The 13282-nt window shown below is 55.7% G+C and carries 9 protein-coding genes; 2 read left to right on the top strand and 7 right to left on the bottom strand.

The genetic code is table 11. The features are described from left to right. Positions 1–8: 8 nt before the first annotated feature. A complete protein-coding gene (locus K4A76_RS03380) occupies positions 9–545 on the bottom strand; it encodes a 2,4'-dihydroxyacetophenone dioxygenase family protein (RefSeq protein ID WP_274411546.1) in 537 nt (178 codons plus the stop codon). A gap of 825 nt (positions 546–1370) precedes the next feature. Continuing rightward, a complete protein-coding gene (locus K4A76_RS03375; RefSeq protein ID WP_274411545.1) occupies positions 1371–1646 on the bottom strand; it encodes a helix-turn-helix domain-containing protein in 276 nt (91 codons plus the stop codon). Between the two features lie 90 nt (positions 1647–1736). Here K4A76_RS03375 and K4A76_RS03370 point away from each other — a divergent pair, with 90 nt between their 5' ends. After that, positions 1737–2153 carry a hypothetical protein gene (locus K4A76_RS03370; RefSeq protein ID WP_274411544.1) on the top strand — a complete coding sequence of 139 codons (417 nt, stop codon included), beginning with the start codon at positions 1737–1739 and terminating at the stop codon, positions 2151–2153. Positions 2154–2287: 134 nt separating this feature from the next. Here K4A76_RS03370 and K4A76_RS03365 read toward each other — a convergent pair whose 3' ends face one another. From K4A76_RS03365 to K4A76_RS03345, 5 genes are all read right to left on the bottom strand, one after another. Beyond that, on the bottom strand, positions 2288–2800 hold the full coding sequence (locus K4A76_RS03365; RefSeq protein WP_274411543.1) for a hypothetical protein: 513 nt from the start codon (positions 2798–2800) through the stop codon (positions 2288–2290). A gap of 96 nt (positions 2801–2896) precedes the next feature. After that, a complete protein-coding gene (locus K4A76_RS03360) occupies positions 2897–3847 on the bottom strand; it encodes a hypothetical protein (RefSeq protein ID WP_274411542.1) in 951 nt (316 codons plus the stop codon). A 240-nt stretch (positions 3848–4087) separates the two neighbouring features. Further along, entirely contained in the window at positions 4088–6502 is a 2415-nt protein-coding gene (locus tag K4A76_RS03355; protein ID WP_274411541.1) for a S8 family peptidase, read from the bottom strand. Between the two features lie 23 nt (positions 6503–6525). Then, positions 6526–7509 (bottom strand): AAA family ATPase, encoded by a 984-nt coding sequence (locus K4A76_RS03350; protein ID WP_274411540.1) that lies wholly within the window; start codon positions 7507–7509, stop codon positions 6526–6528. Between the two features lie 991 nt (positions 7510–8500). Then, the gene (locus K4A76_RS03345; protein WP_182368351.1) at positions 8501–8899 is read right to left on the bottom strand and encodes a hypothetical protein; all 399 of its coding nucleotides are present in this window, start codon (positions 8897–8899) and stop codon (positions 8501–8503) included. A 248-nt stretch (positions 8900–9147) separates the two neighbouring features. On the opposite strand from K4A76_RS03345, the gene K4A76_RS03340 reads away from it, so the two are divergent. Beyond that, positions 9148–12978 (top strand): sensor domain-containing protein, encoded by a 3831-nt coding sequence (locus tag K4A76_RS03340; RefSeq protein WP_274411539.1) that lies wholly within the window; start codon positions 9148–9150, stop codon positions 12976–12978. Positions 12979–13282 lie beyond the last annotated feature (304 nt).

Below are 13282 nucleotides of genomic sequence, written 5' to 3'. Positions count from 1 at the left end.
AGATGATATCAGCGGATGAACTGCTCGATGTAATCGTCCGGCAAACCTAGGCTCTTGTAATGACTGCGCGCGGCCTCTAGCTTGGTGAAAACGTCTTCATAACCCACGGCGACGCCTTGCGGGTCCACGTAAGTATAGCCGCCCTGGACATGGAACCAAGTGATCATTTCTTCTACATCTTCAGGAACAAAGAGAGTGTGGGTCTCTCCTGGCGGCTCAAATGCGAAGGAGCCTTCGTCAGCAACCCAATCGTGCTCAAGGTAGTACCAGCGTCCTTTTAACACAATTGCATGTACCGCTCCGGAGTGGCGGTGACGCGACAATACTCCACTCTGCCGTACACGTAGCAGATTGATGTAATAACCGCCACTAACACTCAGCAACAGAGGTTTAAAAGATACCGACTTAGTAACGGGAACCCAGAGATTGTCATCTTCGAGCCAAGTAGTCATAACACCTGGATGAACCATATCTGGAGACATGAATGGAACCTGCGGTAACGCATAGGGAATCGCAAGCTCATCAGGTTTAAGGGGCGTATTCATTACAGTTTCTCTCAACGTATGGCTGCCGAGGCAGCTGGGATTTCAATCGCTGAGTCAGATTAGGAGATGCCGATCTGCAGGAGAATACTCAGAAATTCATACCATCTATGAATCTAAGTCACAGCTTGGTCAACTACCCGCGACGGATTCGCTTGATAAATCGCCCCTGGTCACGTAGACACCTCGAACGGCTGCAAAGGGTCGATTGCAGCCGTTCGGGTATGGCCGCTGTCGACCCAAAGCAACCGTTCGAGGTGTCTACGACACCAGGTGCGATTCACTGTGAGGCCGGCCACAGCCATCTATCAGATCTTGATTGACACGCGTGCCGCCTTGGATCGTCTTGCAATTGAGGGCTGCAACTGCGCATTTGTCGGGCCTGGGTACCAGCATAAGCCCCCCCGAAATTTTGGCAGCAGAGGAACTGGTTCCTCTGAGGTAGTGACGGCGGGCATTGCCGGTCGGATTCTGAACCCAAGGTCGCCAGACTGGGAGCTAAAGGATCGCTGCGACTACTCCTCATCTCTTACCGAAAAAGCACGCGTCGGTCTTGAAGGGAGAACACATTGACCCTTACTAGCCCAATCAACTTTTATGAGAGGTAAGTAGGGTTTTCTCGGCTTTTCTGTGAAAAGCACCCCTCAATTCACAAAAAGATGGCCAGATTTCCCATTTCACGGGGTCTGGTCTATCACCTATTTTGTGAACCTACACCGCCTGTTCGACATCCTTCCTACCGGCCATGACGGTGCCGTGACCGCTGGGATAGGCCCAGGCTCAGATTGTAGTTCGTCATGACTCAGGTACCGCTAAGCTGGCGAAGCTTCAGCCCTCATCAAGAATTTCCCCCCTAACGCGAGCCAATAGCTCGTCCAAATTGCCTCCAGATTGCAGCAAAAAACTTTCGGCCAAGATGCTAAGTGGGTGCACGCCGATCATTTCTGCAATTGAGGTCAGTTTGTTGACCGTTACAGCTTTCATACCTCGCTCCAGGGAGCTAATGTAGGTTCGACTGCTGATGCTGCCGAAGTCCTCTTGGGTAAAGCCCTTGCGGAGGCGAGCATTGCGTAATGCCTGACCTACAGCATCATTCAGTTCCATTTGCGACTCCTGCAAAAGGAACGATGAAGCGTCATTGAACACTAAAGGACTACAATCTATAGTGTTCATTTCTGGTTCGAGGTAGCCCGTATGTTCGTGACCCATCCAGGCGCTGAGCTACGCGGTAACCTGCGATTCGCTGATGGCAGCAGGCAATGGGCGATCGTCGAGCAGGAGCTGGCCGTACCTTGGCTGTATGTGTGCATAACCCAGTTAGATAACAGCTTTGATTTTCAGCGCATGATGCTGGTTTCGTGCGTGGAGCATTTTCGTCAGCTGCTGGAAGGGCTTCCGGCCAGCGCAACCGTGACGCGCATCATGAGCGTTATGCCCAGCCAGGATGGCTCCGGAATGTGGTCCATGGTGCCTGTTCAGGCAATCGAATTGAGTGAGCAAGATGAACGACCAATGTTCATGATCAAGCTTGCCAACGACATGCACTACGAGGAACCGGTCAGGATGCAGACGTCACTTCCCGATCAGCGGATAATATATCGCGCAGAATGACGTAACCGTCACTTATAACCGGGAATTGCAAAAGCTACGCCCTAGCTTAACCTGTGAGCATGTACTAAATCGCAAAGGCGTTATGATCCACCAAGATCACCACTTATGCAGCCAACTTGGAACAACACCAAGGATTATGATCTAGCGCGAAACTCTGCGAACATTTCGCTCTTGGCTTTAGCCTCCATTTCCTCAGTATAGCCATATCGTCGGGCTATTGGCATTGTGATCGAATCAAGTTTAGCTGCAGCCTCACGAAACAGCTCAGTCGCCTCTTGCAATTCCTCTATCATGTCGGAGCGACCCGACTCATGCATGAATTCGATAGCTCTACTAGAAAAATAACTATGTGCAAGCCAGTTCCGCCTTTGCAACACCGTCGCAAGTAGAGTCGAAACTTCTTCAGTGGGCTGCCCTTCGTTTCTGAGCTTTTGAAGCAGTCTCCCCATAGTTTTACCGAGTTCGACTTCCTCATACCTGTCGAAATCCGAAGCCCACTCAGCCGCGTTACTAAACTCCTTCAGCTTTTTAGGGAAAAACTCCAAAAACATGAGATGAATAAACATGGACTGTTCTACACATTGAGACCAGTACATGGCCAACCCATAGTAAGCATAAACATCGCGCACCTGCTCCTCTTCATTCATATTAGTCGCACCCCATAAAATTCCTAATAATCTACAAGAAGTCAGGAAGCGCACACCGAAATTCTCAAGTGTTCGGAAACAGATGCTTCTCATCTTTCACGCTGGCGATGAAAAGTTGAAAAAATCTTTAAGCCGCTGCCATTTATTAAATGTTTTCTTCTCCGGCGCGGACTGGAATCCTAACAACCAGCTTTCGTAGTCCTCGTCCTTCGGTAACAAACCTTCCTGTTCCGCCTTGTCCCAGACGAAGCTGCTAACACCTTGAGACTCTTCCCGAAACTCTTTTTTGTATTTCTTGGCTACGTGAATGCCGTGTTCTCGAAGGTCGTCACAAAGCTTCATGCTGAAAAAAATTGCATCATTTGTATACAATGATAGCGCCTGAACATAGCATCCATACTCTAGATTTGCCTTACCTTTCGCATAAGGAATGCCAAAGTAAAAGTGATGTATTTCTGCTCCCGCTGGCAGCCTATCCTCTTTGATTATTAAGATAAGCTCGTTCCGCCCCTTTAGGGCGTCATTCAAATTTTTCACAGCATCAGCTAATGCTGTAACCGACGCAATAGCTCGTCCTGTAGTGGATATTTTTCCCATTACGATATCTTGAAGGGCTGAGATTGGTGGCGTGATCTCATCCAGCCGATTAAGATTAGGCGCCATCTGAAAAGCAGCTGGTCCGTTGCCCATAGCCACTTTTTGCTTGTAAAGCTCGAAGGCTTTGCAGTCTTCATCGTACGATTCTTTCAGTGCCTTAATATGCTGCTTCTTGAGTGCGTAAGCAAGATTAGCAATCGTGTGCGCCAGCATAATTCCAGTATTGGTGCTCCGCAGCTCTTTCTGTAATTCGTCGCGAAGTTTGCTCCTACCCGCAATTCGCTGAGCTGCCCAAGCACCAAGCCACGCACCGATCAACGCTGTAATGAGGGCTGCCGTAGCTGTCATGATGAACGGGAACCATTCGAATTTATCCCAAAAATCCGATCTCGCCCCCCACGATGCAGAGGCTGTAAACACACCGTTGACTGGTTCCCACAACCCCGCCATTTAAACTTCCTCATGCTATTCGCGACATATAGCCAACAATCATAGTAATAGCCCATTAGATGTGATAGAACTGGTGAGAACAAGCGGGCAGAGCACGGGTGCCCTACCGGCATTGGGCAACCTTTACTCTCCGACTAGCAACTAGAAGGAGCCACCATAATGCGTACTTCAGTTGGTGTGGTGGCCCCGTCAACTAAGCATAAACAACAGAGCTCTGGCTAGACGCTCTCGCTCTGCAAACTATATCGCGGCCCGCTGACGTGCCTCCTCTCTTGTCTGCAACTGCAGAGCCAGAGTGGCTTGAATCTCGGTGTATAATTGTGCCTGCTCGTTATCGCGGTCTGAAACCGTCACTACAAGCGCGTAGGGCTCTTCAACCAGCACATCCGGATGATTCCACTCCCGATCCTGGCGAATTACCACCACGAACCACTTCTCGTCCGGATTGCGCTGCTTAAAGGTCCATTTTGAGGACTGCACAGTGCCTCTGCTTCTCAGCTGCGCAGAGATATCCCGATTGGTCGCTGCATCGTCATTCCGTGTCTCTGCTTCGTCCTGGTTTTCCTTGTTGAAGTGAGCCTGCACTTCATCAAGCGACTTACCTTTGACCAACCTGTAGCTAATCTGCGTGGCGAGATAATCCAACCGCGTGGTTCTCACAGCTGGCGAATAAGCGAGAGTCACACTCAATTCCCTCAGCCCTCTCGCTTTGCGCAGATAAGACGCTGGCAGTGGCAACTCGAAGAACTGGCAGGCGTCTTTTTCAATCGTCTCCTCGCACATTAGCACGACGCAGTGATCCGAGGATCGGAACAAATCGCTTTCGTTCACCTGCCCATAGCCGGCAACGTCGCGAGAAATCTCACGGTTATAGGTGGCTTTGTTGACCTTGTATCCCTTCCTCATTTCGTCAGAGAAAGTGGTCTCAATCTCGCTCGGCAGCGAGGCATGATTCACCAGCATCGCTCGAAGCAAGTTGGCCGAGGCGTCCGGATATTCATTGAGTAAACGGCCGGAAAGGTAGGTGATGTAGGGGGCAGAGAAGCTCGTACCGCAGATTTCTTTGAACAGCGTATTGCCCTGAAACTGGTAGTTCAAGGTCAGAACACCCAGGCCGCGCATTTCCGTCTTCCACTGGCTATTCCTGAAATGCACCGGGCACGCCAGGTTTCCTCCATGAGCCACCAGCTCCGGCTTCAACGCGCCTTTAACCGACGGGCCATGACGCGTGAATGGCGATGGCTGATTCTCACAGGACGGAGATAGCTGATAAATTTCAGGATAACGCTGACTGTCCACGGTAGCATCGTGTCGAGCAATACTCCCTACCGTTAGCACGTTCATTGCCGGTGCCGGATCAATGATGACGCTGGTCTCGTGCAACAGGTACTCGGGGTACTCTTCGCGCCAGCTAATGATAGGTACAGCTGGGTCAGATGACCCCATGAAATTACCGGTCGAGACTACGAACAGGACGTTGTGCTTACGCGCAAGCACATCCAAGATGTAAGCCAACCCGCGAACGTGGCTGCCGTCATAGGGAGCATTACTGTTCCCCAATGAAAGGTTGAAAATTCTGCACCCTAAACCTACGAAGTGCTCAACAGCCTCCGTCAGAGTGGCCTCAACGGTGTGCTCGTCGTAAATAGGACTCTCGGTATCTGGGCATTTCCGCATGACCTTGCCGTTATAGAGCCAAAACTCCGGCCGCCAGTAGTTACTGCGGTCACAAGCTTCAACGTCACCATACAGAGCGATGCCGGCTACAGCGGTACCGTGCCCCACTTCATCGAATTCGTCTTGGCCTTCAACGAATGATTCACTCTCGGCAATTGCGGATCTAAGAAGTGGATGGTTGGTATTGATCCCACTGTCGAGAATGCATACTCGTGCTGCTTCGAGGGCAGGTTGCGGAATGTTGCCTGGAAGCTCAGCTATATCTCGGTTCAGCTGGGCATAAGTGATGCCGGTCTGCGGTATCCGATCGACCAGACGCACATCGCTGTGATTCAAAAGCAGGTCAGCCTGCGCCTGCGTAGCTTCAACACGATACATGACCAAGCTGTCGTAATTCAGCTTGTGCACAGTCTGGATACCAGACTCTTCCAACCATTTCTCAAAACCCGTGACGAGGCGAATCCGCGCTGGATGATTCATGACGTAGTGAGGCCATAGCTCAACATCCAGCTTAAAGTTCTCCCCATCTGGAAGGCCAAGATTGCGCAGCGCCCAGCTCTTCCTATCCTCGGCAGACCAGGCATCAATACCCTCGATGGCTTCGAGAATCTGCTTATAGCTTACGGTTTGACCCAGGACGCCGAGCTTGTTCAGGTGGTCTTGGAAAACCGCTAAGCCCTGCTCGGTGGCGAACACGACGCACACCTGCTTGCCTTCCTGACTGATGAACTCCAAGCCATGCTTTTGGAGATTTTCGAAGGTCATCGCGCCGTCATACTGCAACTTAAGCACGAAAGGGGAGTTTTCTGCGGATTTGATTTGCTGGCGCGCAATGCCTGCGGCAGTGGCGAAGTAGCCGTTCAGCTTTTGACCATGCCCGCGCAAGTCACCTCGTTTGGCGAACTTTGGCGGACTTTTTGTCCGGCGGGCATTGTCAAGATTTTCGCGCTCAAAGCTCAGGTGCTTATACGTTGCCATTCATCGTCCTTGACTGCAGCGGATCAGTGTTTTCGAAGACCCTCTCGCACCAATGCACTACGAAGCTCTTTGATGGTGAGGAACTCTTGGTTTCGCAATATCATACGCTTAATGGCACGCCGAACAACTCGTTCGACATCGGCACCACTTTTCCCTTCAAGCTCTGACAGCAACTCGCCGTCATCTAGCTCAAATTGTCGGCGAATACCCCGCAACTTTAGCTGCAACAATGCGGTAAGCTGTTTCCTATCAGGAAGTGGAAATTCAATGGCGTCATCAAACCGGCGCCAAATTGCTGAATCAAGAATACTTTCGTGGTTGGTCGCTGCCAAAATGAGGCTCTGGCCATCGTAAGCATCCATCATCTGCAATACAGCATTGACCACACGGCGGAGCTCACCGTGATCAGAACTATCACCACGCTCTTTGCCAATCGCATCAAACTCGTCAAACAAAACAACCAACTGATGCTTCGAAATGAACTCAAACACCTTTCGCAGGTTGGCGGCAGTTTCCCCGAGGAACGACGACACCAGTGCGTCGAGCCGGACGATAGCCAATGGCCGGTCCAGCTCGAAGGCAATCACTTCGGCCGCAAGAGTCTTACCGCAACCTGGTGGACCGAAAAAAATTACCTTGCCTGAGGGCTTCATACCGTAGCTGCGAAGGACCTCAGAGCGGCGATGCTCCTCAAGCATCTCCTCGATCATGACGGCACTGCTTTCAGGGAGGATGATCTCTTCGAGCGATCGCTTGGGCGGCCTAATATCGAGAAGCGGAAGCCCACGCTCTTTATCTACAGGAATGTCAGCGGTAAATTGCGGTTTACGTGCGGACTGAACATGCATGTCGCCGCCGTAAAGAATTTGTTCCAGATCATTGGCCAGAAGGTGGTGCTGTTTTTGCCGCTCTTCTTCGATAATAGCTTCCGAAGCACGACGGAAGGCCGCCTGATCTCCGAGTGTTCCGGCCTTGAAGAGCTGCCGTAGTATTTTTCCGTTAGCCATTTGATAGGTCCTGCAATTAGGTTGTTTCTCAGAGTAGTCAACTCATGAAACCAATTCTTGCCCTAAGCAGTACAACTAACAGGCTGAATCAATGAGAGCTAACATGAACGGACTCCTTTTCAATAATCACTATAGTGCAAACTCTAAAAGCTCTTACACTAAGCCTACTGCAAGAGTATCGCCTAGGGTGGCTATTTGTCCAGTATTTCCAAAGCCTCAGCTCGGATTTTCAATGACAGTCGACGAGCGGCTTTGCTTGCGAGGACGATGAGCCGCCCTCTGTAAAAACGCCACTCCAAGGATAGTCAGATACCCGCACACCCAGCATGCTTGCCGGGAGAACCTGCAAGCATCTACAACTAGATAACTTTCGCTAAAACTAGAAAGTCGAAAAACTAAGCATGATCCATGCGTACACCAGAACACCTACAAATTCTGCAATCTTATACAGTTATCAAACTTCTCAGCTGTCTGTTCAGCCTGTAGGGTGCTTAAGACCTGCAATTGTAGAGATTAGAGTTGCGCTACACATGCGATGACCGGCGAAGCGCGCTTTCTGCCTGATGAAAAAGTTAAGCTTCGAAGCTACATCTGGCCCGACAAGCGCCAAAACTTTACTAAAAATTATATAAAGCAACGTTTTTTAGATTTTTTGCCGTTGCCGACAGGCTGGAGCCCAGAATTCTAGAGGGAAAAACGCTCAATCAGAAAACGCAACTAAAAGCTAATAGCGCAGATTGGTGTATTGAGCCAAAACCAAGCCCTCTAATCAGGTAAGTAAAGACATCGACGATCGCCCCGACGCGCTGGCCAGGGAGATGTGTGTTTGGGTGTAATTGAACAAAGGCGACCATTCTACGCCATCGCACGGCGTTTCATAGGCGGGGCGATGGTGGGCAGGGAACGGTGTGATCTATTGGGAAATGTGTTGCCTGTGCCGCCCCTTTCGCGACTTTAGCCGCGAAAGAGGCAGCACAGCTGCCGAGATGGCTCAGACGTGACGCTGCCGGGCCTTGCCACGCGGCAACCGGCAACGGTCACCCTGCTCGGCCAGGCGCGCGGCCCAGGCAGACTTCACGCTGAAGCCACTGGTACGGGCAGGCTGCTGCTCGGCAACATTCGCGGGTTTGGCTGCCGCAGCGGCAGTGCTGACCACCTTGGCTGCAGGCTTGTGGGCCGCAGCCACTGCCGGCGCTGCCGCCTTGGCGGTCTTGCGCAGTTCAGCCAGCGACGGGGCCTTGGGCTTGGCCGAACTGGCCGCTTCAGGTTTGCTCAGCGAACGCTGGCAAGACTTGCAGGATACGTCCTCGGTCACGGCAGTGCTGACAAGGGTCTGACTGCTACGCCCACAGGCGGAATCGAGGCCATTGGAGGAAAAGTGAGTAACCAAAAGCGAACATCTCCGATGCGTTGTCATGTAAAGCGGGCGGCATTCTCGCACAGGTTGCAGGGGCTTGCCGAACCGGCGGGCAGTCGCCATCGGTCCAGATAGCTGGCACTTTGCCATAATCGTAGGCATGCTAGCCGGTTTCGGGTGTCCGGCCTTATAGTGCGCCACCACGGTGTGACTGCCGGACATCGGTACATGCCGTGCACGTTTCGTCCCTGCCATCGCCAGCCCAATCGCAGGATCAGCGCTTGATCAATCTTACTCACCCGTCGTCACTGCGTTCCGCGCCTGAAGCACCCGCCTCTACCCTGCGCGGGTCGATCAAGGGCACGTTGGCGCTGCTGGCCCTGATCCTGCTGGGCCTGCTGCTGTGGCAACTGTTCGCCCAGTTCAACCACACCCAGGCCGACCTGCGCGCGCAGAGCCTGGATGCCAGCGTGGAAATGGCCGACCACCTGAACCTGAACATGGCGTTCAAGGCCCAGCAGGCGGTGAATGTGGTACAGCCCTACATCAACCCGCCGACGCCCGCAGCCATGCCCAGCCTGGTGGATACCCTGCGCCAGCGCCTGCCCGACCTGCAAAGCCTGGCCTGGCTGGACAGCACCGGGCAGCTGCGCGCCGACAGCCTGGCCGGCAGCCCGGACCGGCAGTGGCTGGACGAGTTACTGGCGCTGAACCAGGGGCGTGCGTACTTCTTCTCCAATTCGCCCGACAACCACACGCTGTACATGCTGCTGCGCCAGGCCACCGAGCAGGACCGCGGCTACTGGCTGCTGCGCCTGTCGCCAGACTACTACCGCGAGCTCACCCTGCACCTGGACAGCGGCACCCACCCATTGTGGCTGCTGGAAAACAGCCGCACCGGCGAAGTGCTGCAGCGCCATGCCCCCACCGCTACCAGCGATGAACCGCTGCAAAGCGTGATGCTGGCCTTCATCGACAACAGCACCTGGCAACTGCGCGGCCTGTTCGACGCCAAGCTGATGCAACAGAAGCTGCTGCCGGCGCTGATCGGCAAATGCCTGCTGGTGTTGTTTTGCGCCCTGCTGCCGGTGCTGGCCCTGATCAACATGCGCCGGCGCCAGCGTGCGCTGCAGGAAGACCGCCGGCGCTACCAGGAAATTTTCGAAGGCACCGGCGTGGCCCTGTGCGTGCTCGACTTGTCGAGCCTGCCGGGCCAGCTGGACCGCTACCACCTGCGCAACCGCGCCGCACTCAAGCACAGCCTGGCCCTGGACCCAGGCCTGCGCCGGTCCCTGCTGCTGGAACTGAAGATCACCGAAGTCAACCAGGTGGCCCGCCAGTTACTGAACATCGACTGCCATGAAGGCGCCTGGCAGCGGTTGATCGACGGCACCGGCGATGGCCGCGACAGCATCGGCATGCAACTGATCGACGCGCTGATCGAACAGCGCCAGGTGCTGGAGCTGGAAGTACGCCTGCCGTCACCGCTGGGTGGCGAGTTGCACCTGTGGTTGATGGCGCGCCTGCCGCAACAACGGCGTGACTACCAGGCGGTGATCCTGAGCATCAGCGACATCACCAGCCGCAAGCAGGTCGAACTGTCGCTGCTGGAGCGCGAAAGCTTCTGGTCCGACGTGGTGCGCACCGTACCCGACCAGCTGTACGTGCAGGATGTTCTCAGCCAGCGGATGATCTTCAGCAACCGCCACCTCGGCCAGACACTGGGCTACGACCGTACCGAGCTGGCACACATGGGCGAGCGCTTCTGGGAACTGCTGCTGCACCCCGAAGACGCTGCGCACTACCAGGCCTTGCGCCAGCAACAGCGGAACAATGGCCACGACCAGCAATTGCACTGTCAGTTGCGCTTCCGCCACCGGGACGGCAGTTGGCGCTGCTACGACATCCGTGAGCAGGTACTGACCCGCAACGCCGAAGGCCTGATAACGCGCATCATCGGCGTTGGCAAGGATGTCACCGTACAGATCGAGGCCAGCCAGTCGCTGCGTGACAGCGAGCAGCGCTACCGCATGCTGGCCGAAAGCATCAGCGACGTGATCTTCTCCACCGACAGCCTGCTCCAGCTCAACTACGTCAGCCCGTCGGTGCAGAGCGTGCTGGGTTACCAGGCCGAGTGGATCTTCACCAACGGCTGGCAGTCGATCATCGCCAACCCGGCCCAGCTCACCGGCATCTACAGCCTGATGGAGCGGGTCAGCAAGGCCATGGGCGACGCCGAGCAGTTGGCCCAGCTGCGCAGCCAGCTGCCGACCCAGCTGTTCCTGTTCGACTGCCTGCGCGCCGATGGCCGCAAGATCCCGATCGAACTGCGCCTGGTGCTGGTGTGGGACGACGACCAGCGCTTCGAAGGTGTGCTGGGGGTCGGCCGCGACATCAGCCAGCAGCGCCGCGCAGAAAAAGACCTGCGCATGGCCGCGACGGTATTCGAGCACTCGACCTCGGCGATTCTCATCACCGACCCGGCCGGCTATATCGTCCAGGCCAACGAAGCGTTCAGCCGGGTCAGCGGCTACGCCGTCAGCGACGTGCTCGACCAATTGCCCAGCATGCTCACGGTCGACGAACAGCAGGAAAGCCACCTGCGCTACGTGGTCAAGCAACTGCACCAGCGCGGCAGCTGGGAGGGCGAGGTGTGGCTCAAGCGCCGTGACGGCGACCACTACCCGGCCTGGGTCGGCATCACCGCAGTGCTGGACGATGAGGGCGACCTGGCCAGCTACGTGTGCTTCTTTACCGACATCAGCGAGCGCAAGGCCAGCGAGCAACGCATTCACCGCCTGGCCTACTACGACGCCCTCACCCACCTGCCCAACCGCACGCTGTTCCAGGACCGCCTGTACAACGCCCTGCAACAGGCCGAGCGGCAAAAGGCCTGGGTGGTGCTGATGTTCCTCGACCTCGACCGCTTCAAGCCGATCAACGACTCGCTTGGCCATGCCGCCGGCGACCGCATGCTCAAGGACATGGCCTTGCGCCTGCTGGCCTGCGTGGACGACGACGACACCGTGGCACGCATGGGCGGCGACGAATTCACCTTGCTGCTGCAACCGCGCGCGACCCGGGAAATGGCCTTGAACCGTGCCATCCATGTGGCCGAGAACATCCTTGCCAGCCTGGTGCGGCCGTTCGTGCTGGAAAACCGCGAGTTCTTCGTCACCGCCAGTATCGGCATCGCCCTCAGCCCGCAGGATGGCAGCGAGCTGAGCCAGCTGATGAAAAACGCCGACACCGCCATGTACCACGCCAAGGAACGCGGCAAGAACAACTTCCAGTTCTACCAGGCCGAGATGAACGCCAGCGCCCTGGAGCGCCTGGAGCTGGAAAGCGACTTGCGCCACGCCATGGAGCAGAACGAGTTCATCCTGTACTACCAGCCGCAGTTCAGTGGCGATGGCAAACGCCTGACCGGTGCCGAGGCGCTGCTGCGCTGGCGGCACCCGACCCGCGGCCTGGTACCGCCCGGCGACTTCATCCCGGTGATCGAGGAACTGGGCCTGGTGGTGGATGTGGGGGACTGGGTGCTGCGCGAGGCCAGCCGCCAGCTCAAGGCCTGGCACAAGGCCAAGGTGCGGGTGCCGAAAGTCTCGGTGAACATCTCGGCGCGGCAGTTCTCCGATGGCCAGCTGGGCACCCGGATTGCCACCATCCTCGAGGAATGCGGGCTACCGCCGGCGTGCCTGGAGCTGGAACTGACCGAGAGTATCCTGATGCGTGAGGTGAACGAGGCGCTGCAGATACTGGCCAGCCTGAAGAACCTTGGCCTGAGCATTGCGGTGGACGACTTCGGCACCGGCTACTCGTCGCTGAACTACCTCAAGCAGTTCCCCATTGATGTGCTGAAGATCGACCGCACCTTCGTCGACGGCCTGCCCGAAGGCGAGCAGGACGCACAGATTGCCCGGGCGATCATCGCCATGGCCCACAGCCTCAACCTGGCGGTCATCGCCGAGGGCGTGGAAACCCACGAGCAACTGGAGTTCCTGCGCGAGCACGGGTGCGACGAGGTGCAGGGCTACCTGTTCGGGCGCCCGATGCCGGCGCATCAGTTCGAGGCACAGTTCGCCAACGAGACGTTGTTCATGTTCCATTGACGCTGCCTGCACTGCCCTCATCGCAACACATGAATTATTGATTCAGCAGGACCTTGTGGGAGCGGGCGTGCCCGCGAACACCGGCGTAGCCGGTGCCAGCCACCACGCTGGATTCTTCGCGGGCGGGCCCGCTCCCACACCGACCGCTCCAACTTCCAGCCATGTGCCAACCTGTGGGAGCCGGCTTGCCGGCGTTGGGGCGCAAAGCCCCCCAGAAACCGGACTTCAAAGTCAACTCCAATCCCCGCCCAGCCCAGACACGGCGCGGGATGCAACATGAGACCCATTGGTCCGCGACTTGACG

The sequence above is a fragment of the Pseudomonas sp. NEEL19 genome, assembly GCF_028751975.1.
Taxonomy (GTDB): Bacteria; Pseudomonadota; Gammaproteobacteria; order Pseudomonadales; family Pseudomonadaceae; genus Aquipseudomonas; species Aquipseudomonas juntendi.
This window is presented reverse-complemented; position numbering and strand designations above follow the sequence as displayed.

Excerpts from the sequence above, each read along its gene's own strand:
- K4A76_RS03355 (WP_274411541.1), bottom strand. The coding sequence starts at position 6,502 with ATGGCAACGTATAAGCACCTGAGCTTTGAGCGCGAAAATCTTGACAAT.
- K4A76_RS03360 (WP_274411542.1), bottom strand. The coding sequence starts at position 3,847 with ATGGCGGGGTTGTGGGAACCAGTCAACGGTGTGTTTACAGCCTCTGCA.
- K4A76_RS03380 (WP_274411546.1), bottom strand. The coding sequence starts at position 545 with ATGAATACGCCCCTTAAACCTGATGAGCTTGCGATTCCCTATGCGTTA.
- K4A76_RS03375 (WP_274411545.1), bottom strand. The coding sequence starts at position 1,646 with ATGGAACTGAATGATGCTGTAGGTCAGGCATTACGCAATGCTCGCCTC.
- K4A76_RS03350 (WP_274411540.1), bottom strand. The coding sequence starts at position 7,509 with ATGGCTAACGGAAAAATACTACGGCAGCTCTTCAAGGCCGGAACACTC.
- K4A76_RS03365 (WP_274411543.1), bottom strand. The coding sequence starts at position 2,800 with ATGAATGAAGAGGAGCAGGTGCGCGATGTTTATGCTTACTATGGGTTG.
- K4A76_RS03370 (WP_274411544.1), top strand. The coding sequence starts at position 1,737 with ATGTTCGTGACCCATCCAGGCGCTGAGCTACGCGGTAACCTGCGATTC.